Genomic DNA, 21,780 nt, shown 5'->3' on the forward strand with positions numbered 1-21,780 from the left:
TGGGAGAGTTAGTTTTCAGCAACTATCAAATGTTTGTTGAAATATTCTTCACGAATCACAGGGCGTTGTTCAGGCGTTGCTTTTTGCATACGTGAAGCTAACTCTTTGCGTTCATGAGAACTCATTTTCTGCCAGGTTTCGCGCATCTTTTGCTTTTCAGCTTCGGGCAGTTGGGTAAACCAGTCCATGCGCTGTTGTAAGCTTACGCTTTGCTCTGCAGGAAGTTCTTTTAATGTCTGATAACGCTTAATTAAAGCGACCTGTTCTGCATCTGAAAGACTATTCCAGGTTTCATTGACTTGTGTATCAGCATCTTCGGAAAAAATCCAAAAGCGCTCAAATCCGGCAAAGCTGGTTTGAAGAAAGCCGAATGCACAAAATGCGAGTGCGAGTTTTTTAGCTGCCATGTGGAACCTGGTCCTCACCTAAAACCATTAACATTTCCAAGTCTTCAACCATTTGGGGTGAAAGCTTAGGTACGGACACGACTTGGGTTTGAGGCTCCTCTTGATTAGCGACATTCGGTAAAACAACAATACCTGCAATGGCAGCTGCAAGTGCAAAACCTGACATTTTGAAGAATGCAAAACGAGAATGCTTGGTCTCCTGAATTTCTTCAAGAACACGGTTCATCACAACAGGTTTGTCCTTATGCTGTTGTGCCATACCATCAAGTTTGGAAGTTACTTTTTTTAAGAAATCATCTTGATTCATTCGGATGACCCTCCCAGAAATGGATTTAAATGTGCAAGTGAGGCACGCAGACCCTGGATTGCACGGTGATAGTGAGTTTTCACACTGCCTTCGCTGCAGTTCATAATTTGTGCGGTGGTATGCGTATCAAAACCTTCCCATGCACGAAGCATGAAAGCCTGTTGTTGACGAACAGGCAATTGGGCAATGGCTTGCTGGATTTCTTCAGCTGTAACGGCTTGATCCAGAAACTCTAATGGGGATGGCGTTGCTTCATCGACGACATCATTGAGTTCGGCATCATCGTCATCGAGCTGAACTTTTTTAAAAAATGAAAATGGCTGATTACGACGCATTTCTTTACGTCGCCAGTCCTGTAACTTATTATTTAAAATGGTGTAGAACAGGGGATACCATTCTTCAGTGGATCGATCTGCATAGGATTTATGCAGGGAAATAAACGCTTCCTGGACCAGATCCATGGCAATGCCATGCTGGCTTTGGGTTGCACTTTCCATCATCACCAATGCACGACCCGTTACGTCTTGCATAAAATTCTTCAGGCGTGACTCAGCTGTACTCTTTAGAGTACTGGCATCTTGCGACTGAAGCTGTTTTGGCGCTAAATCCATAGAGATGGAAAATCCTGTCATTGGATACCCACCATTATTTTCAAGTACATATCTATATAACGTTGAAAATAATGGTTTGGTTGACATTACACTTGATTATTTTTTCTAGTGTAATCTATTTTTTATGCAGGTCGCTGAGAAATAAAATAAAGTAACTTAAATGTGTGATCAGATACGTTGACGGACCATTTCAAAGAAACAGATTGAACCTGCAATGGCAACATTCAGTGATTCCTGACCGCCTGGTTGAGGGATAGTAACTGCTTCGGCATGTTCCAGTGCATAGTCAGAAACGCCTTGCCCTTCATTGCCCAGAATCCATACACAGGCCTTACGCAAATCTTTGCTATATAAGCTGCTAGAACGGTGAGAGCTGGTCACATAAACAGGAATCTTAAAGTTATTAAGCACTTCTTCTAAAGTGACATTTTCAAAACACTGTAAAGAAAAATGTGCACCCATTCCTGCACGTAATACCCGTGGAGACCAGAGCGATGCAGAACCTTTGGTACAAATGATCTGATCAATGCCAGCCGCAGCAGCTGAGCGGAGCAGGGTACCAACATTGCCCGGATCTTGAACATTTTCAAGAATTAGTGTGTCTGCGGTGTAATCCAATGCTTGGCTAGAGCTTGGAATATCCACGATCGCCATGCAGGCAATCGAAGTTCCTAATGTACTTAAGTCTTTATATAAAGATTCACCAATAACGAAAACGATACCGGTGTATTTCTGTAAAATGATCTCAAAGTCCGGATGTTGCAGGGCATGTTCGGTGGTGAAAATAGAATTGATTTTCTTGCTTTCATGAAGCCATGCAAGACATAGGTGTGTGCCTTCAAGCACAGTTTGTCCTTGCTTTTTTCGATACGAATTCTGTTCAATCAAGCCACGCAAGTGCTTAATTTTAGGATTATCTTTAGATTCAAGGAAGATCGTTGGCATGGGAGAGAAGTCCACGGCAGTCAGTAGAACGCCAACTGCCGTTTTTAAATATTAGTTATGGTAGCTAGTGACAAGATCAACTTCATTTTTCGAACCGATGATCACTGGAACACGCTGATGTAAGTCAGTAGGCTGGATGTCAAGAATGCGAACACGACCAGTCGTAGATGCACCACCTGCCTGTTCCATCAACATACTCATTGGATTTGCCTCATACATCAGACGTAAACGGCCAGCTTTTTTCGGATCTTTCAGGTCATATGGATACATGAAGATACCGCTACGGCACAGGATACGGTGAATATCGCCTACCATACATGCAACCCAGCGCATGTTAAAGTCTTTTTCACGAGGACCAGTTTTGCCTGCAAGAAGTTCATCGATATAACGTTTTACAGGTTCTTCCCAATGACGTTGGTTTGATGCATTAATTGCATATTCTTTAGTATCTGCAGCAACCTGAATATTTTCAGAAGTCAGCAGGAATTCCTGGGTTTCTGGATCGAAAGTGAAAAAGATTGTACCTGCACCTACAGTCAGCGCCATCATGGTAGATGGACCGTACAATACATAACCTGCTGCAACTTGATTAACACCCGCTTGCATGAAGTCTTCTGCCTGAGTTAGGGCATTTTTAGCAGGTAAAATCGAGAAGATGGTGCCAACACACATATTGATATCAATATTGCTTGAACCATCAAGTGGATCGAACAATACCAGGAATTGACCATTTTCCTGTACAGGAGTGAACTCATCCAGTTCTTCAGATGCCAGGCCACCTACATTTGGATGAACTTTTAATGCATCGATCAAATAGTCATTAGAGATGACATCCAGTTTTTTTTGTTCTTCGCCCTGAACGTTCTCATGCTGAGCACTGCCCAATACGCCAGCCAATGCACCTTTTTGCAGTGCTTGATCAATTGTCTTACATGTATTTGCAATTGTTTCAATCACTTGTGCAAGTTCAGGTGTGAGATTCCCAGTTTTTTGCTGTAAAAATTGGGAAAGGCTTAGGTAAGACATGTCAGAAAAACTCCGAATAAAAATTTATCAGAATGATAAAAATGTAATTGGGCTATATTTTAGATGAGAACGTGGTAAAAGAAAAATTAAACTGAGACTATTTGCTATGATTTTACACTTGCAAGTCCGCTAGAAAATGCTATGTTGATTAAAAGGAAAACATAGGTTCAGGAGCACAAATATGACAACATTAAAGTTTGATGCGACTCCTACGCCGAGCGAAGCCATTAATTTAGATGAAATTTCTGAAGATAAGATGAAGGAAGCCTGGAAGGCTTATGAGGCTAAGCCGGAGTATAAAGAGTTCAATAAACACGACATGATTGAGTCGATGCAGCATCCCGAGGACGAAGAAGCTCAGCACTAAAATATTTTTCGCATTCAAAAAAAGCACTCATCAATGAGTGCTTTTTTATTTGCAGAACTGAGAACAGTTCCGGCAATTTTATTTGAGTAGTGGTGGAACCGCTTCGTAGTTAATTTCTACACGACGGTTTTCTTTCCAGGCATTTTCGTCATGACCTGGATTCACTGGCATTTCTTTACCATAGCTCACCGCTTCAAGTTGACCTGCATTCACGCCAGTTGTTATCAAGAAGCTTTCTACCGCTTTGGCACGACGTTCACCAAGTGCCATGTTGTATTCACGTGTACCACGTTCATCGGTGTGACCTGTCAAAGCAACACGTGAATTGGCATTTGCCATCAGGAATTGGGCATGGGCTTGCAGGGTAAGAAGATCGTCATTTGACAGTTCGCTACTGTCATAGTCGAAGTGCACCACACGTTTTGCCAGATAAGCTTTATTTTCAGCAGTCACACCTTTAGAAGATGCACCAGCCATGCTTTGTGCATTTAGTGCAGCATCTTCGCTCAAACCTTGAGTGTCGACAGTTGTTGCTGAACCTGTGCCAAGTTCACCAGTTTGCGTTTGTGTTGCCGGTTTACGGCTGGCACAGCCAGTCATCACTAGTGCAGCAGCCAGTAATGGAAGTGCGAATAATTGTACTTTTTTCATCTTCATCTCCATGAAGTTTTGAGTATGTTGAAGTAATGGATTATTTAGGTGCCCAAGCTGGTTCACGAACTTCACCTTGTTCACTTGGCAGGTTCATACGGAAACGACCATCAAGTGACATAATCGATAGCAATCCACGTGAACCTTCACGTGTTGCATAGACTACCATCTGACCATTTGGTGAGAAGCTTGGTGATTCATCCAGACTGGTAGGCGTGAGGATATTATTCACACCTGAATTCAAGTCTTGAATGGCAACTTTGTAATTGCTGCCACTTGGACGGTGAACCAATGCCAGTTTTTTGCCATCTGCGCTTAAAGTACCGCGAGCATTGAAAGCACCACGGAAAGTAAGACGCTTGGTTGCACTGTTGGCAAAATCATAACGATAGATCTGTGGCGAACCGCCGCGGTCAGAGGTGAAAATAAAAGATTTGCCATCTGGTGCATAACGCGCCTCAGTATCAATCGCTGAGTCATTCGTCAGACGTTTTAACTGGCGAGTTTCCAGATTCATTTCATAGATTTCAGGATTGCCATGCATAGAAGCTGTAAATAGCATGCTCTTGCCATCTGGGGAAAAACTTGGCGCACCATTGAGACCACGGAAGCTGGCCAATTTTTCGCGTTGACCAGTTGCCAGATTTTGTAGATAAATTGCCGGACGTTTGGTTTCAAATGAAACATAGGCAATCTTTTTCGCATCTGGTGTCCAGGCTGGGGACAGGATTGGATCACGTGAAGTCAGGATGGTTTTTGGTTGTTCACCATCGGTATCAGCAATCTGCAGGGTATAACGCTGATCAGGTGTCGCAGGATTGCGCAGTACATAGGCAATACGGCCGCTGAAATCGCCCGGAATACCGGTCAATGCTTGGAAAATGGCATCACTGATCATGTGAGCAGCTTGACGGGTACGTGTAGCCGGTACTGTTAACAGTTCATTCAATAGATACTGTTTTTTCTCAATATCATAGAGCTGATATTGAATTTCATAAGAACCATCAGCATTGGTTTTGGATGAGCCTGTTACCACATAAGGTACACCTGCAGCCGCCCAGGCATCCGCATTCGGATTATTCAGGGTTGCTGTTGCTGGCAGGTTTTTTGAAGCACTAGTAAACTTGCCAGAACGGTTCAGGTCATTTTCCACAATCGGGTAGATGCTCTGGTCCTGATTGAATGGCACGATCGCAATCTTTGGAGCTGCTTCAGGGGCCTTGGTAATTTCAAGATGCAGTTGCGCCTGTGATTGTGTTGCAGTCAGTGTACCTAGCGCAGCGAATATGGCAAGGCAGAGTAAGTGTTTGCGCGTTTTTTCCATCATTCGTTATTTACTCAAATCAACGGATTTATTGTGAATATGATTGCGTTACATCATCGCATGAATTTGGCTGAATGAAACCACTCAGCAATGATCAAACTGTTATAACACTGTGAAAAGTGAATATTATTTTGCCGCTTTTTGCTGAAGTTTAACTTAAAAAAATAAAAGCCATAACTGTTTTTCAGATTATGGCTTAAATTTTTATTGTGCAGTGAAGGTAGAGGTGAAACTCCGGGCTTCACGCCGTGCATCTGGATCAGATGGCATCGGGTAAGGTGCAGCAGCACGAACTGCGGCTTCTACACTGGCTTTCATGTCCGGATCGCTAGCATTCACGATCACAGAAACCACAGAACCGCTGTCACTTAAGGTAACCCGGGCAGTCGCTTTCTGACCGGAAGAACCAGTAGGCGTATCCCAGGCACGCTTGATCTTATTTTCAAAGTCGCGTTTTGCTGTAGAGGCAATCCGTTTTACTTCAGCTTTTTTCTGGGCAGCTTCTTCAGCAGCCTGTTTAGCAGCAGAAGCTTTTGCTTCAACTTCAGCCTGTGCTTTAGCTTCGGCATCCGCTTTAGCTTTCGCATCGGCAGCAGCTTTATTTTTGGCGGCGGCATCCGCTTTAGCTTTAGCATCTGCTTCTGCTTTGCGTTTGGCCTCAGCATCGGCTTTCGCTTTTGCAGCGGTATCCGATTTTTCCTTGGCAGCGGCATCTGCTTTGGCTTTCGCGGCAGCATCAGCCTTACGTTTTGCTTCGGCATCAGCTTTCGCTTTTGCATCAGCGGCAGCTTTATTTTTCGCAGCAGCATCGGCTTTTGCCTTAGCAGCAGCTTCAGCCTTGGCTTTCGCCTGTGCATCCGCTTGCTGTTTAGCTGCTAAGTCAGCTCGCTTTTGTGCTTCTAGTTTTGCTTTTTCTGCAGCAACTGCTTTCTGCTGAGCTTGCTGTTCTGCACGGCGGGCAGCTTCTTGTTCAGCTTTTGATTTGTTTGCAGCATCGGCTTTTGCTTTAGCAGCCGCTGCCTTGGCCTGTTCTGCAGCCTCAGCACGTTTTGCTGCTTCTGCGGCTTGCCGTTCAGCCTTGCGTTGTGCAGCTTCTGCGGCTTTCGCTTCTTGTGCGGCCTTTTGAGTATCTACTTTTGGTGCCGGTGGCGTCACTGGAGGGGTAGCAGTTGGAATTACTGGGGCTGCTTCCGTAGGCTCAGCAGTCTGCGTGATCTGTTCTGCCACATTTTCATGGGCAGTTTCATCAAACTCGGTTTCTTCACGTGTGACCGGTTTTAAGTCTTCAGGATTTACCAGTACAGTTTTAATCTGTTTTGGCGGTTCCGGCGGTTTGCTCATCCCCAGATAAAGTAATCCCACCAAAGCGACTGTATGGACTCCAATCGTGAATCCAATCGCAAGCACTTTCTGCTTAGAGGGTGGCTTTTTGAAATCTTTCATAAATTACTTTATAGGGGCGGTAAGCAAGCCGACTTGTGCGAGACCGGCATCCTGTAGGGCAGACATGAGTTTCATGACTTCGCCATAAGGACGAGTCTCACTCCCATTAATCAAAACGCTAAGCTGTTTGTTCGCAGTCTGTGCTTCATTTTGTGCATTGGTCAGGACTGTTTTTAATTCATCGAGCGTTAACACATCATTTGCGTGATTTTTATCTTCTAATTTAATCGTACCATCTGCTTCTAAAGTCACGATCGCAGGGCGGTCCTCAGCTTGAATTGGATTGCTATTGGCTTGTGGCAAATCAACCTTAATACCGGTAGTAATCATAGGTGCCGTCACCATAAAAATCACCAGAAGCACCAACATCACGTCAATATAAGGCACGACGTTCATGTCACTTTTCAGTGGTTTTTTAATACGCTCAAAGCGTCCTGAACGTTGAATAGCCATTAGTCATTGTCCTGAGGCTGGCCAAGTGACTGACGTTGTAACAGGGCCACCATTTCTTCTGCGAACAGGGCACGATCAGAATAAACTGCTTCACCTTTAGCTGTGTAATGGTTGAATGCCAATACTGCTGGAATGGCAGCAAATAAACCAATTGCGGTTGCAATTAAAGCTTCCGCAATGCCTGGCGCTACAGTTGCTAGCGTGACCTGATCCACATCTGCCAGACCAATGAAAGCATTCATGATGCCCCAGACTGTACCGAACAGACCGACATAAGGCGCAACTGAACCGATACTGGCCAAGGCACCTAAGCCATTTTCCAGGCTACCCTGATCACGGCTTAAGCCCACGCGCAGAATACGTTCAGTGCCTTCAATCGACTGGGTGGTAGAGGCATTGCGTTTTTTCAGTTTAAGAAACTCACCCAGGCCCTGATAGAAAATATCTTCCAGACCGGTACGTTTAGAGTTCAGCTGAGCATTGTTATAAAGGGTATTCAGTTCAGCACCAGACCAGAAGATCTTCTGAAAATGTTCATCTTCAGCCTGTGCTTTTTTGTAGCCCATGTAAAGCTTGGCAATCAGATACCAGCTATACAGAGATGCCAGTAAAAGAGACAGCATAACCAGTTGTACGACAGGGCTTGCTTGTAAAATAAGATCTGATACTTGTAGGGATGATGCTAACTCGGTTGCCATAGTGTTTACATGTGCCAATTCATTTTTTTAATCTTGTTCCAATTCTTTTCGAATCAGGTCGCGTATTTCATCAGGTAGGCGACGTGGACGCATATCAGCGCCGATACAGGCCAGCTCTACCTCACCCGATGCAAGCATGATTTCACCACGATAAATATTTTGTTGCAATACAAAAGATGAAGCTTTAAGTGAAACGACACTTGCAGTGACGGTAATTAAGTCATCCATCATAATAGGACGCGAATATTTCACGTTAATTTTATGTACAACAAAATTGTAATCTTTTTGATGCCAGTAGTGGCTGATGCCTGATGCACGCAGCCATTCGGTACGTGTACGTTCCATAAAGCGAATATGATTGGCGTGATAGACAATGCCACCCGCATCTGTGTCTTCAATATAAACGCGGATATTGAATTCAAATTTATTCGCCATAATGCTTTTCCATTGGTTTTACATGCAGATTAATGCTGCTTTCTGCACCTAATTTTGAGCTTAGAATTTGCCAAAATCAGGCTACAAGTCAAGTGATATCAGGCTGGGCAGTTTAGCATACTGACTTTTTTGACCAATGGCACAAGATTTCAAAGACGTGAAAAATTTTACCTGTAGGGGCGGTATTAGAGAGACCGCTAGCGATAAGAACTAATCAATTAATTTTTAAACAGTCCTACATTGAACTGGATGATTGTCATAGTCGCCTTTAAAGAAAATGGATTGCGTATCGCGGTTTATGGACAGTACATAACTTGGACTGTTATGAGGGTGATCACGATCTACCCAGCGAATTTGAGGAAGTTGAAGTAGGGGTTGAGCGTTGACGTAAGTCACTGAAGCTTCACCATTCCAGCAGGCATTTTCGGCACAGATGGAGACATGTTTATGACGATTGACTGAGATTGTTAATTTATCTGGTGAAGAACTAGATGGGTTTTTAATACAATTTGGATGCGGGCAAAGACTTTGTAAAATTGCATTATTGCACTCCCAGACATCTTGGGCAGAAGTTATTACTGGATATAAAATAGCGCAGGTCGCCAATAAGAACACTTTCATGACTTAATCCTCATTGAATACTTTTTTATAGTCTTAGAATGCCTATCTGCTGATTTTTATTTGTATTTTGAAAAGGATGTATGGAAGAAAATTTAATCAGAATAGACAGTTTAAGCTTTATATTTTTTCTGAAGAATTTTAATCACTTTTTATTTTAAGTGAGTATTGCTTCTCATTTTTTAATTTAAAAGGTTTATATAGACCGATCAATATCTTCAGAGAGAGGATTTGTAGCGAACGGTAAAGAGTAAGCATAATATGTAATAAAGAATTAAAGTTTTAAATCTTATAATATATTTAACATGCTTGAATATTAGACGATAAGAGAGGAGGTATTGAAGCAAAAATATATTTGAAAATACAAGTTATTTAGACAGCTTTTAAATAGATGAATGGCATGCTATTAAATAATAGCTAAAATAAATTAATCTCATTTTATACAGTTTTTAATTAAACTAATTGAACAACATTAAGAATCACTAGCAAAAGGTAAGTAAATCACCTGTTCTGATTTAAACACTAAACTCTAATTGCTTTGATCTGTTTTTTTATTATAAAAGTTCATAGACTGATTTTCTTTCTAAGGGGAGCTGAAAATAGTACGGTAAATATCTACCTATGATTATTCCGGAATATAAGAGAAGAGAGCTGATGTTTAAATCAGAACAGATAAAAAAGTGTTGTATAGAAAGATGAAAAAATGAATGAGTTCCAAAACTCATTCATTTGGATACATCAGATTATTTTTTCTTTTTCCAGTTGGCCTGGACCTGTTCAGCTACTTTCGGGTAGTCGAGGACAAAGCGAACATGACTTTCTACACCGGTTTTCAGGGTCGCATCATCCACAATGAAATTCGGGTTATGGTTTGGTGCGGCCTGCTTGATATCCTGATCGGCTGGTGTTGCTCCAACAAACACAAACAGGGATGGCATCAGCTGGCCATAGTAAGCAAAATCTTCACTAGCGCTAGCATTGTTGTCTAAAACATGCAGTTTATCTTCGCCATGCACACTCGCCAATGTCGGGCGCATCAATTCAGTCAAAATTTTATCATTGGTGGTGACCGGTGCATAGGGAGAAATTTCAACCTTGACCTTGACATCGTTGGCAGCAGCATTGTGTTCCAGCATTTTCGGCAAGTCTTTTAAAATGCCTTGACGCACATCTTCACTATTGGAGCGGATGGTGCCAACCATATTGACCTGATCTGGAATGACGTTACCTATTGTACCGCCCTGAATGCTGCCAATACTGACCACGCCCATCCCTTTAGTCAGGTCGGCTTTACGGCTGATCAGACTTTGTAAATTGGTCACCATCTGGGCAGAAGCATAGATCGGGTCTTTCCCTGCCCAAGGCATGGAACCATGTACCTGACTGCCATTCACCTGAATACGTAGATGATCGGCACTATTCAAAATCGCGCCATCTTTATAGAAAATATTGCCACTCGGCATACCTGCCATTACATGCATCCCGAAAATCACTTCAGGTTTTGGATTATTCAAGGCACCGTCGGCAATCATTTTACGTGAGCCAATCTGATCGCCATGGGTGAAATTATCAATATCTGCACCACCTTCTTCAGCTGGCTGGAATACAAACACCACTGTTCCTACAATTTTATCTTTATTGGCGGCCAGAACTTTGGCTGCCCCTAGGAGCATGGCAGTATGTGCATCATGACCACAGGCATGCATCACATAAGATTCTTTGCCTTGATAAATCGCTTTTTGCTTGCTGGCGAAAGGCACAGGTGCAGTTTCCTGGATGGGTAAGGCATCCATATCCGCACGCAGGGCCATGACTGGACCCGGTTTTGCACCTTTCAAAACTCCAATCACACCGGTTTTGGCATAGCCTTTACGTACTTCAATACCATAGGTCTTCAGTTCCCTTTGCACCAGTTCGGAGGTTTTAAATTCCATATTGCCTAGTTCCGGGTGTTGGTGGATATGCTGGTGTAATTTGATGGTATGAGCTTCAGCTTTCTGCACAGAATTATCAATCCAGTCTGCCAGACTCATCTGACTGGCAAACGCAAGTGGAAGACAAAGACAAAGCTGCTTATACATATTCATATCTGGGGAGAACCTTAAGAATCGGAGATGGTTAAAAGGATATTCTAGAATGGCATACTGGCTTTAAATTAACCAAAACCTGCACGGTATATAGTCAATACTTCTAAGGTATAAAGAGGGAGTTACCTTGCTGTTTAAGGAAATTATTCAGTAAGTTTTATTGTAATTTTATGTATCACAGGGACATGTGGTTTTTCTCTCTTCATATACCTGCTTTCTATATTGAAATTTATTCAAAGAAGTATAGATCGATCAAATGATTAAATTTTGAATATTTATGATGGGGTATGTACCAGATTGGCATTGGGATTGCATGAAGTTCGCTTGCATTAATTTTTCATGGAATTTGAACATATGTTAAAACCTTTAGCTTTGTCTCTTGCTGTTGCAGCAAGCTTTTCTTTTATTTCTGCACATGCGGTAGCTGAAGATTTTAAAATTTTAAAACAGCTTGAAAGTAAACCAGTCTTACTCAAAAGTGGGGAATATAAAGGGAATTATTATGTTCCAAGCACCTTGAATACCATCACTTGGGGCTATTTACCTAACAAAGATGCCAAACCTGTGTTGACCATTCCATCGGGCAGCACTATTACCTTTGATACAGTTTCGCATGAAGGCTTGCTTGAAGACCAAGGGCGTGATGCTGAAAAGTATTTCACTTCTAAAGGTGTGAAACCTGAGCATATTTTGCCTGAAGCGAAACTAATTACAGGTTCAAAGCTGAAACACGATTTCCATAAAGACGGTCCACATATTATTACCGGACCTGTCTATGTTAAAGATGCGATGCCAGGTGATATTTTAAAAGTCGAGATTTTAAAGGTTGAGCCACGTGTGCCGTATGGTGTGATTTCGAACCGCCATGGCAAAGGCACATTGCCTGAGTTTCCTAAGCGTCAAAAGCATGATCATGCATCGCCTGCAAACCCAGAAGCCTATGGCAATGTTTCCATCTTTACTCCAATTGAAAAGAATAAAGAGGGTATTTGGGAAGGCGTTTTAAAAACCGAGTCAGGCAAAGCAATTCGTTTCCCATTGAATCCATTTATGGGCACGATGGGTGTTGCACCAAATACGAGCGACCCTGTGCATTCTGTGCCACCATCGTTCTATGGCGGTAACATTGATATTAATGATTTAACCGCAGGTGCAACGGCTTACTATCCAGTTCAAGTACCGGGTGCGTTGTTCTATACGGGTGATAGTCATTTTGTTCAAGGTGATGGTGAGGTCGCATTGACCGCACTTGAAGGTTCTGCACGTGCGACCTTTAAAATTACGGTATTAAAAGCGGGGAGTGACAAGATACCAGGTAAATCGTTGAAGCAGCCTTTGGGTGAAAATGATGAGTTTTGGATTACACCAGGTTTAGATGAAGACCTTGATGAAGCGATGCGTAAATCAACGCGTGAAGCGGTACGTTTTCTGGTTGATGAATATGGGATTTCAGAAGAAATTGCCTATGCGTATTTAAGCGCTGCGACGGATTTTGAGGTGTCTCAAGTGGTCGATAAAACCAAAGGGATTCATGCCATGATTCGTAAAGCGGACTTTAAGGAGTTTAAGAAAGAAGAAAAATAAGCAGAATAAAACTTAGAAAAAGGTTTGTGCTTTTGCCAACTGATTTAGACATGGTCAGTTGGCTTTTTCTTTTGTCACGATTTGAAAGTGTTTAGAATATAAAGAATTATTAGTCGATTTTAAATAAGAAAGGGGATAACGTGGCAATAGAAGAAAAACAAGCTTTGGTACTAGAACAGCCTAAAGATCAGAAAGTATATTTAGATTTGCAGCATTCGACAGATTGGGTTGTTGTAATTAGTGTTATAGCATCAGCTCTTATTAGCTTTATAGGATTCTTAATTACTATATATATTGTGAAGAAATCAACAGAAAGCCAAATAGTTTCTAATAAAAATCTCGTAAAGCAACAAGAAAGGTTAAAGATTAGAGAACTGAAAATATTAAATAGAAATAATATTTTGGATAAAATAAAAGAGTTAGTGAGTGATAATCTTTACTTGGCTGGAAATATACAAAACCAAATTGAAATAGGGATTAATGAGATACGACAACAGAAATTTAATGATTTTTTTCATTCTAGGCATCATGGTGATTTCAAGATAGTACTTAATAATTATCAAAGTTCTATCAATCGTCTAAAAGTATATCTAGGGAATGAAAATCGACATGCACAAGAATTAAATAAACATTTTCGAAGAATGCAATTACTTTCTTGGAGTCTATATACTGCCAATATGCATGAACCAGCTTTGAGTGAAAGTCTTGATCAATGGATAAAAGAGTTTAAAGTGAGTGAAATTTTGGTGCAAAACTATTTGAATGATGAACTTAAACTTATTTATGAAGATTAATAAAAAAGCAGCCTAAGCTGCTTTTTAAAATCACTTATCTTTCGGTTCAGGTGGTGTCAACCCAAACTGCAAATACGCCATATTAGTTGCTATACGACCACGTGCAGTACGCATGACATACCCTTGCTGAATCAAATACGGCTCAATGACATCTTCCAACGTGCCTGAATCTTCAGCCATCGCTGCAGCCAACGCTTCAACACCGGCAGGACCACCATCAAAACGTTCAAGCAGCATCGACAAATAACGGCGGTCGAGCGTATCCAAACCATCTTTATCCACATTCAGCATATCAAGTGCACGTTGTGCCATATCTTGAGTGACTTCGCCTGTACCTTTGACTTGAGCATAATCACGCACACGACGGAGTAAACGGTTGGCAATACGTGGTGTACCACGAGAGCGACGAGCAACTTCAAGCGCACCTTCATTAGTCATTGGCACATCCATCAAACTCGCTGAACGTTTCACAATATGGGTTAAGTCTTCAACTGAATAGAACTCTAGACGCTGCACAATCCCGAAACGGTCACGCAGCGGAGAGGTGAGCAAACCTGCACGTGTGGTAGCAGCTACCAAGGTAAATCGCGGTAAATCCAGTTTAATCGAACGTGCCGCAGGACCTTCACCAATCATGATGTCGAGTTGGTAATCTTCCATCGCCGGGTAAAGAATTTCTTCAATGACGGGTGAAAGACGATGAATTTCATCAATAAATAAAACGTCACCTTCCTCTAAGTTGGTCAGCATGGCTGCCAAGTCACCCGCACGCTCTAAAACTGGTCCAGAAGTCGACTTTAAGTTACCACCCATTTCACGCGCGATAATATTGGCCAGCGTGGTCTTGCCCAGACCGGGAGGACCAAAGATCAGGGTGTGATCCAGGGCTTCTTCACGGCCACGGGCTGCACCGATAAAAATTTCCATTTGCTCACGAACCACTGGCTGACCAATGTAGTCATCGAGGGAGGTTGGGCGAATCGCACGATCAAACTGATCTTCGGGTTTTTCAGAACCACTGATGAGACGGTCTTGCATATCTTTTGAGTCTTTCTCTATGGTTTATTTGAGGTGAATAAAGTCATAGCCTCAAAATACGCTTGGAATTTTTATGCCATTGTGCAGGCATACTCTTACTTTTAACAGGGCAAAAGTAACAAAACCCTTTGTTAGATTGAGGATATGTCCCTATATCCCAATCTAACAGCGACATCCATGTCGCTAGTCAAGTATTGAAAATAGGAGAATAAACAAACTTATTTAACATTAAGTCATTTTCCTATTATTTATTCATCGACTTTAATGCCGCACGGATAATATCACTGGCTTCAGTAAAATCACCTTTGGCTGCATTAACCAGTTTTTGGGCTTCCAAAGGTTTGTAACCCAATGACTGTAATGCAGCTTCCGCTTCTGCCACTGCAGAATTGCCAGTAAATTGAATTTGCTCAGTGGTAGAGTTGCTTGATGCTGTACCTGAAGCCATGGCTTTAAAGCGGTCACGTAATTCAATCATTAAACGTTCTGCAGTTTTCTTGCCTACGCCGGGCACTTTCACCAGTGTATTCACATCTTCATGTTCAACGGTATGAATCAGCATTTCTACACTCAGGGTAGACAGAATGCCAAGTGCCATTTTAGGGCCAACGCCGTTCACCTTTAATAAAGTACGGAAAATGGTTTTTTCCTGGGCATTGATAAAGCCATAAAGTAACTGGGCATCTTCACGCACAGCCAGATGCGTCCATAAGGTAATTTTCTGGCCTTTTTGCAGCTGGCAAAAGGTAGTCAATGGCGTATCAATTTCATAACCGATACCATTTACATTCAACAAAACAGTCGGTGCTTCCAGTGCCAGCACTTCACCAATCAGACATCCAATCATTTTTTATAAATACTCAATTTCAATACGGGCATATTAGTCAGCATTCGGGCCAAAGGCAAAATACTGCAAATCAAAAAGTTGCGATTTGTCGAGATTATCAGCAAATCGTGTAAATCATTAAATTAATCCAGCTTTATTGCCATGCAGTTCCTGAGCCAGGTTATAAGCCTGATGATCCGAAAACTTGGAAATAATATCCAGTACCTGCATGATATTGTCATAATGATCTGCATGGAACTGTGCACCTGAACGGTTCAGAATCGCCATCAGGCGCTGTTCCTTAAAGCTCAGGTTTTTATGGGGTGTGGTTAAGGGAATAAAGGCATCCAGAATGGTTTGCAGACTCTGATGGGCAATAATTTCCAGACCGGCTTTTTGCGGATGTTCAAAGATTTTGTCTCTCGCCAGTTCTTTGGCCCGGTTAATCCCGATCTCTATGTCTGAACTGCAATAACCTAGCAATGAGCCTTTTAGCTGACCCATCAAAATTTCCTGCTGGTGATGGGCAAATGCCGTCGTGACTTCAGCTACCAGACGTTTCATTACCCGACCACGCAGGGCAGCAATTTTTTGCTGCCAGGTTGTATCCGGCATCCCGATCTCGGAAGGTGTTCCATAATCGCCTAACAAGTTTAAAAATACTGGTTCTACTTCGGCATAGCTGAGCATATTCAGACTGATGCCATCTTCGAGATCAATCAGGGCATAACAGATATCATCGGCAGCTTCGAGCAGATAGGTTAGGGGATGACGACAGTAGCGATATTCACCCAGCTGTATCAGTCCAAGCTGTTCAGCAATTTCTTTTAAAATCTCTTTTTCAGACTGATAACAACCAAATTTCGGACGATGGCTGGCTGGCGTATTGCCAGTAGGATCGATGGTCTGAGAGAGCCATGGATATTTCAAGTAAGCACCTAAAGTGGCATAGGTCAAACGCATACCGCCATCGTTAGGATGATAGTCAATCTTGGTCAGCAGGCGCAGACCTTGAGCATTACCTTCAAACTGACGAACATCGGCTTCCTGCTCCGGACTTAAGTTTTTCAGGAAATCAGTATGAGAGGCATCATCAAACCATTCACGAATAGCGTATTCACCGGCATGGCCAAAAGGCGGATTACCAATATCATGTGCCAGACAGGCAGCCTGAATGATGGCACCGACATCGGCAGGAGAAATCCAGGGAGGTAACTGATCCTTGATTTTTTCCGCAGCCAGCATACCCAGGGAACGCCCAATACAGGACACTTCCAGTGAATGGGTTAAACGGGTATGAATGCCATCATGCTGAGTCAGAGGGTGGACCTGGGTTTTACGATTTAGCTGGCGAAAACTTTGCGAAAAAATAATACGATCATAGTCTTTATGGAACGGGCTACGCGCCAGTTCAGAACTTTGCTTTTTGCTGCCAATACGGACAGTGGAGAGTAATTCCAGCCAACGCATTTGAGTCATTTATCATTATTCAATCAATTCTTTAACGCATGATGCCAAAAATGGAGCTAAAAATATATGGAGTTGCGACATAAGTTGCCGTCTTAAAGTGAGATAAGAGTAAAGAGTTTTTAAAAGATGATTTTAATATTGAGATACTTCAATAGACGACAAGAAATATTTATTTTCAAATAAAGGGAGTTTTTTTAAGGTATTCGGCACACTGAAGCAAGTAAGAAGGTTTAATTCTAGATAAATTTGTTGTTGAAAAATAATACAATTTTGCGACTAAAAATAAAACTTTAACGGTTTTGATTTTTCTGCAAGAAAATGTGTTAATCTAATCGACTACATTAAATTTTTTTAACTGAAAATAAAAGTATTATTTTAAAAATCCTGATAGTTTAGCGATCAGATTTATTAATTCCTCACTAGCTGATTCCAGTATTTCACAGTAGAATATGCGCTCTCTCAAGTCACATTGTGGCATGGTTCACAAGACCATCCCGTGGAGCCAAAATCAGCATGTTTATCGTTGCCGGTGCACCTGCACATTCTTCTTTTAAGAAAACTCAACTACTTTCGCGTTTGTCGTCAATTAGTTCTGTTCAATCACTAGAAAGTCAATTTGTTTATCTTTTTGACCAAGCGCTCAACGAGCAACAACAGCAATCCGCTTTACAGCTTCTCAACGATGGTCAATCATTTGAACTGCACCAGGCTGCAAGTGATGAAATCCAGATTTTAGTCACACCGCGTGTCGGCACGATTTCGCCGTGGTCCTCGAAAGCGACTGATATTTTCAAGAATTGTAATACACCGGTTCATCGTCTTGAACGCGGTGTTTTATTTACGCTGAAGGGTGTAAAAGAGCTTTCTACAGAAGCATTACAGGTCTTGCATGACCGCATGACTGAAAGCGTATTTAATGCAATTGATGATGCGGCTGCACTATTCATCGAAACTGCGCCAAAACCTTTGAACTCGATTGATATTCTGGGTCAAGGAAAAGAAGCACTGGTAAAAGCCAATAACGAGTTTGGTTTTGCACTGTCTGATCAGGAAATTGATTATCTGACAGAAGCGTTCACTAAACTGGGCCGTAACCCGAATGACATCGAACTGATGATGTTTGCTCAGGCAAACTCTGAACACTGCCGTCATAAAATCTTTGGTTCTGAATGGACCATTGATGGTGAAGTTCAGCCATTGTCATTGTTCCAGATGATCAAAAATACCTATAAAGAATCACCAACAGACGTATTGTCAGCATATAAAGACAACGCATCCGTGATTGTTGGTTTTGATACTCAGCGTTTCTACCCAACGCAAGAAGAAAACGGTCAACACGTTTATAAATACAAGAGCCAGGCTGCTCACATCCTGATGAAAGTGGAAACCCACAACCATCCAACAGCGATTGCACCATTTGCCGGTGCAGCGACAGGTTCAGGCGGAGAAATCCGTGATGAAGGCGCGACTGGTCGTGGTGGTAAGCCAAAAGCTGGTTTAACCGGTTTCACCGTATCTAACCTGAATATTCCTGGCTTTGAACAGCCTTGGGAAGAAAACTACGGCAAACCATCACGTATGGCATCTCCACTTCAAATCATGATTGAAGGTCCATTGGGTGGTGCCGCATTCAACAATGAATTTGGTCGTCCTGCATTAAATGGTTACTTCCGTACGTTTGAACAAAATGTAAATGGTGAAGTCAAAGGCTTCCATAAGCCAATCATGATTGCCGGTGGTTACGGTAACATCCGTTCAGACCATGTTGAAAAAGATGCAATCCAGCCAGGTGATCTTCTGATTGTTCTTGGTGGTCCTGCGATGCTGATCGGTCTTGGCGGTGGTGCAGCGTCTTCTGTAGACAGCGGTAAACTTGGTGAAAACCTGGACTTCGCTTCTGTACAGCGTGAAAATCCGGAAATGGAACGCCGTTGTCAGGAAGTGATTGATACTTGCTGGCGCATGGAAGATCACAACCCGATCGTGTCTGTACATGATGTGGGTGCGGGTGGTATTTCAAATGCAATGCCTGAACTTGTGAACGATCACGAACTTGGTGCGGTACTTGATCTGCGTAAGATTCCATCGCTTGAGCCAGGTATGTCTCCAATGGAAATCTGGTCAAACGAAGCACAAGAACGTTATGTGCTTGCGATCCGCCCGTCTTCATTAGAATTATTTGAATCAATCTGTGCACGTGAACGTTGTCCGTTTGCGGTATTGGGTGAAGCGACTGAAGCGCGTCACTTGACTGTTGAAGATCCGTTATTCGGCAACAAGCCTGTGGATATGCCAATGCAGGTGATGCTTGGCGGTACACCACGTATGAGCCGCTCATACGAAACAGCTGAACGCAAAGGCGACGACTTTGATGCGTCTAAAGTGACTGATCTGAAAGATGCGATTTATCGTGTTATCAAGAACCCAACTGTTGCCTCTAAATCATTCTTGATCACCATTGGTGACCGTTCGATTACCGGTATGGTTGCACGTGACCAGATGGTTGGTCCATGGCAAGTGCCTGTAGCCGATGCTGCAGTCACCACAACAAGCCTTGTAGGTTACACTGGTGAAGCAATGGCAATGGGCGAACGTCCACCAGTTGCATTGTTAAACCCAGCAGCTTCTGCGCGTTTATCTGTTGCTGAATCAATCTCGAATATCATGTCTGCCAAGATTGAGCAAATCAGCGATATTAAATTGTCTGCGAACTGGATGGCTGCTGCTGGTCAACCGGGTGAAGACCAAGCATTGTTCGAAGGCGTTAAAGCGATTGGTATGGAAATGTGCCCAGCATTGGGTATCGCGATTCCAGTGGGTAAAGACTCATTGTCTATGCGTACCACGTGGAATGACGAAGGCGAAGACAAATCTGTCACTTCTCCAATGTCAGGCGTGATCACTGCATTTGCACCAGTCACTGATGTTCGTAAAACATTAACACCTGAGCTTAAAAACCTTGAGTCTGTACTGGTACGTATCGACTTGTCTAAAGGTCAATTCCGCCTTGGCGGTTCGATCCTGGCTCAGGTTTACAAAGCAATCGGTTCAGTAACTCCCGATGTCGATAGCTTCGATGACTTCAAAGCATTCTTTGCTCTAGTTCAAGACTGGAACAACCGTGGTCTGATCAAGGCTTACCATGACATCGGTGATGGTGGTTTACTAGCAACTGTTACGGAAATGATGTTTGCTTCACGTCTGGGTGTGGCATTAGAAGAACAATCGGTTGCAGGTCTATTTGCTGAAGAAATTGGTGCAGTGCTTCAAATCGCGAAAGCAGATTGGGAAGCGTTACAAGCTGAAGTTGCAGCATCTACATTGAAAGATGCAATCAGCGTAGTTGGTACTGTGAACAATACAGACCAATTGTCTGTAAACGGTCTTGTACTTGAACGTGCTGATCTGCAAGTAGCTTGGACTGAAGTTTCTCACCAAATCCAACGTTTACGTGACAACGTAGAAACTGCGGACCAAGAATTTGCATTAGTTACAGACAAAGCGCACAAAGGTTTGATTGCTCAACCGACATTCGACCTGAATGAGCAAATCGAAGCACCGTTCATTAACTCACGTCGTCCAAGTATGGCTATTCTGCGTGAGCAAGGTGTCAACGGTCATGTCGAAATGGCAGCTGCGTTCGACAAAGTTGGTTTTAGTACAGTTGACGTACACATGAGCGACCTGCTGGCAGGCCGTATCAGCCTGGATGATTTCGAAGGTCTGGTGACGTGTGGTGGCTTCTCTTATGGTGACGTATTGGGTGCAGGCGGAGGCTGGGCAAAATCAGTACTGTTTAACCAGCAACTGCGTGACCAGTTTGAGAAATTCTTTAACCGCCAGGAAACCTTCTCTTTAGGTATTTGTAACGGTTGTCAGATGTTGTCTCAATTGGCTCCATTGATTCCAGGGGCGGATGCATGGCCTCGTTTCCATCGCAACAAGTCAGAAGTATTTGAAGCGCGTAGCGTAAACGTTCGTGTAGAGAAATCTCATTCTGTATTGCTTGAAGGTATGGAAGGCTCAATCCTGCCAATCGCTGTGGCTCATGGTGAAGGTCGTGTGGTTGCATCAGCTGAAAGCATTGCTGCGTTGAATGCCAATAACCAGGTAATCATGCGTTATGTAGATAGCCAGGGTAATGCAACTGAGCAATATCCACTGAACCCGAACGGTTCGCCTGAAGGGATCTCTGGTGTGACCTCTAAAGATGGTCGTGCAACGATTCTAATGCCACACCCTGAGCGTAACTTCCGTGCAATCCAGCATTCTTGGAAACCAGAAGACTGGGATCAGGACGGTGCTTGGTTACGTATGTTCCGTAATGCTCGTAAATTTATTGGTTAATTAAATCAGTGAGTTGAGAAAGCCACCGGAAGGTGGCTTTTTTTATTTGCCAAAACTCGTTTTGTATAATTTTCATATGTCAGTTGAATTTAGCTGAATTGTATTATGAATTTAGAGGTAGAGTTTATTACAGCTTTATTTGATGCATAAAATAATTATAAAAATAATGACAGTGTTTATATTCACGTTTTTAGCAGGTTGTGAGTGGTATATGTGGGGAGTGAACTTTCATCGAATCGATACGGCTAAAAAATAGGATAGTTGCCAAAGCTCAGCGCAAGCAGTATTAATGGTAGATAAAACTGACACGATTCATGTGAGAAGATTAAATTTTGAAGTCGCACGAGCA

General features: G+C 42.6%; 20 protein-coding genes. 4 read left to right on the forward strand and 16 right to left on the reverse strand.

The window, feature by feature from the left end:
- Window positions 1–8 precede the first annotated feature (8 nt).
- From ACTJIX_RS12810 to ACTJIX_RS12830, 5 genes are all read right to left on the reverse strand, one after another.
- Window positions 9–407: a DUF3106 domain-containing protein gene (locus tag ACTJIX_RS12810; protein ID WP_440611510.1), complete on the reverse strand. Its 399-nt coding sequence runs from the start codon at window positions 405–407 to the stop codon at window positions 9–11.
- The gene (locus ACTJIX_RS12815) at window positions 397–714 is read right to left on the reverse strand and encodes a hypothetical protein (protein WP_004815094.1); all 318 of its coding nucleotides are present in this window, start codon (window positions 712–714) and stop codon (window positions 397–399) included. The genes ACTJIX_RS12810 and ACTJIX_RS12815 overlap by 11 nt, the downstream gene beginning before the upstream one ends.
- Window positions 711–1,325: an RNA polymerase sigma factor gene (locus ACTJIX_RS12820; RefSeq protein WP_004815096.1), complete on the reverse strand. Its 615-nt coding sequence runs from the start codon at window positions 1,323–1,325 to the stop codon at window positions 711–713. Before ACTJIX_RS12820 ends, ACTJIX_RS12815 begins: the two co-directional genes overlap by 4 nt.
- Before the next feature lie 168 nt (window positions 1,326–1,493).
- On the reverse strand, window positions 1,494–2,270 hold the full coding sequence (locus ACTJIX_RS12825) for a TrmH family RNA methyltransferase (protein WP_008302432.1): 777 nt from the start codon (window positions 2,268–2,270) through the stop codon (window positions 1,494–1,496).
- A 51-nt stretch (window positions 2,271–2,321) separates the two neighbouring features.
- A complete protein-coding gene (locus ACTJIX_RS12830) occupies window positions 2,322–3,296 on the reverse strand; it encodes a class 1 fructose-bisphosphatase (RefSeq protein ID WP_440611511.1) in 975 nt (324 codons plus the stop codon).
- Window positions 3,297–3,477: 181 nt separating this feature from the next.
- On the opposite strand from ACTJIX_RS12830, the gene ACTJIX_RS12835 reads away from it, so the two are divergent.
- Window positions 3,478–3,663 carry an NF038105 family protein gene (locus ACTJIX_RS12835; RefSeq protein ID WP_004815102.1) on the forward strand — a complete coding sequence of 62 codons (186 nt, stop codon included), beginning with the start codon at window positions 3,478–3,480 and terminating at the stop codon, window positions 3,661–3,663.
- Between the two features lie 78 nt (window positions 3,664–3,741).
- On the opposite strand, the gene pal is transcribed toward ACTJIX_RS12835, so the two are convergent.
- The 8 genes from pal to ACTJIX_RS12875 form a co-directional block, all read right to left on the reverse strand.
- Window positions 3,742–4,314 (reverse strand): peptidoglycan-associated lipoprotein Pal, encoded by a 573-nt coding sequence (gene pal, locus ACTJIX_RS12840; protein WP_004815103.1) that lies wholly within the window; start codon window positions 4,312–4,314, stop codon window positions 3,742–3,744.
- A 40-nt stretch (window positions 4,315–4,354) separates the two neighbouring features.
- The gene (gene tolB / locus ACTJIX_RS12845) at window positions 4,355–5,638 is read right to left on the reverse strand and encodes a Tol-Pal system beta propeller repeat protein TolB (protein ID WP_440611514.1); all 1,284 of its coding nucleotides are present in this window, start codon (window positions 5,636–5,638) and stop codon (window positions 4,355–4,357) included.
- Between the two features lie 204 nt (window positions 5,639–5,842).
- Window positions 5,843–7,081 (reverse strand): cell envelope integrity protein TolA, encoded by a 1,239-nt coding sequence (tolA, locus tag ACTJIX_RS12850; protein WP_440611512.1) that lies wholly within the window; start codon window positions 7,079–7,081, stop codon window positions 5,843–5,845.
- A 3-nt stretch (window positions 7,082–7,084) separates the two neighbouring features.
- On the reverse strand, window positions 7,085–7,534 hold the full coding sequence (tolR, locus tag ACTJIX_RS12855; RefSeq protein ID WP_004815110.1) for a protein TolR: 450 nt from the start codon (window positions 7,532–7,534) through the stop codon (window positions 7,085–7,087).
- Complete coding sequence (gene tolQ, locus ACTJIX_RS12860) at window positions 7,534–8,232, reverse strand: protein TolQ (protein WP_004815111.1); 699 nt, start codon at window positions 8,230–8,232, stop codon at window positions 7,534–7,536. The genes tolR and tolQ overlap by 1 nt, the downstream gene beginning before the upstream one ends.
- Window positions 8,233–8,259: 27 nt before the next feature.
- Window positions 8,260–8,667, reverse strand: coding sequence for a tol-pal system-associated acyl-CoA thioesterase (ybgC, locus tag ACTJIX_RS12865; RefSeq protein ID WP_004892182.1), 408 nt, complete (start codon window positions 8,665–8,667; stop codon window positions 8,260–8,262).
- Between the two features lie 225 nt (window positions 8,668–8,892).
- A complete protein-coding gene (locus tag ACTJIX_RS12870) occupies window positions 8,893–9,288 on the reverse strand; it encodes a hypothetical protein (protein WP_081409045.1) in 396 nt (131 codons plus the stop codon).
- Window positions 9,289–10,028: 740 nt separating this feature from the next.
- Complete coding sequence (locus ACTJIX_RS12875) at window positions 10,029–11,366, reverse strand: amidohydrolase (protein ID WP_262478310.1); 1,338 nt, start codon at window positions 11,364–11,366, stop codon at window positions 10,029–10,031.
- A gap of 360 nt (window positions 11,367–11,726) precedes the next feature.
- Between ACTJIX_RS12875 and ACTJIX_RS12880 the strand changes: the two genes are divergently transcribed.
- Window positions 11,727–12,956, forward strand: a complete 1,230-nt coding sequence (locus ACTJIX_RS12880; RefSeq protein ID WP_005222795.1) for an acetamidase/formamidase family protein — start codon at window positions 11,727–11,729, stop codon at window positions 12,954–12,956.
- A gap of 140 nt (window positions 12,957–13,096) precedes the next feature.
- Entirely contained in the window at window positions 13,097–13,750 is a 654-nt protein-coding gene (locus tag ACTJIX_RS12885; RefSeq protein WP_004815122.1) for a hypothetical protein, read from the forward strand.
- Window positions 13,751–13,780: 30 nt separating this feature from the next.
- Here ACTJIX_RS12885 and ruvB read toward each other — a convergent pair whose 3' ends face one another.
- The 3 genes from ruvB to ACTJIX_RS12900 all read right to left on the reverse strand — a co-directional run bounded on the left by ruvB (window position 13,781) and on the right by ACTJIX_RS12900 (window position 17,093).
- Window positions 13,781–14,788 carry a Holliday junction branch migration DNA helicase RuvB gene (ruvB, locus tag ACTJIX_RS12890; protein WP_004815124.1) on the reverse strand — a complete coding sequence of 336 codons (1,008 nt, stop codon included), beginning with the start codon at window positions 14,786–14,788 and terminating at the stop codon, window positions 13,781–13,783.
- 244 nt (window positions 14,789–15,032) lie between these two features.
- Window positions 15,033–15,635 (reverse strand): Holliday junction branch migration protein RuvA, encoded by a 603-nt coding sequence (ruvA, locus tag ACTJIX_RS12895; RefSeq protein WP_004815126.1) that lies wholly within the window; start codon window positions 15,633–15,635, stop codon window positions 15,033–15,035.
- A gap of 117 nt (window positions 15,636–15,752) precedes the next feature.
- Window positions 15,753–17,093 carry a deoxyguanosinetriphosphate triphosphohydrolase gene (locus ACTJIX_RS12900; RefSeq protein WP_004815127.1) on the reverse strand — a complete coding sequence of 447 codons (1,341 nt, stop codon included), beginning with the start codon at window positions 17,091–17,093 and terminating at the stop codon, window positions 15,753–15,755.
- A 504-nt stretch (window positions 17,094–17,597) separates the two neighbouring features.
- Between ACTJIX_RS12900 and purL the strand changes: the two genes are divergently transcribed.
- Entirely contained in the window at window positions 17,598–21,431 is a 3,834-nt protein-coding gene (purL, locus tag ACTJIX_RS12905) for a phosphoribosylformylglycinamidine synthase (RefSeq protein WP_004815130.1), read from the forward strand.
- Window positions 21,432–21,780: the final 349 nt, after the last annotated feature.

Origin of the sequence: Acinetobacter sp. 22323, assembly GCF_052044895.1 — a bacterium.
GTDB classification, from domain to species: Bacteria; Pseudomonadota; Gammaproteobacteria; order Pseudomonadales; family Moraxellaceae; genus Acinetobacter; species Acinetobacter schindleri.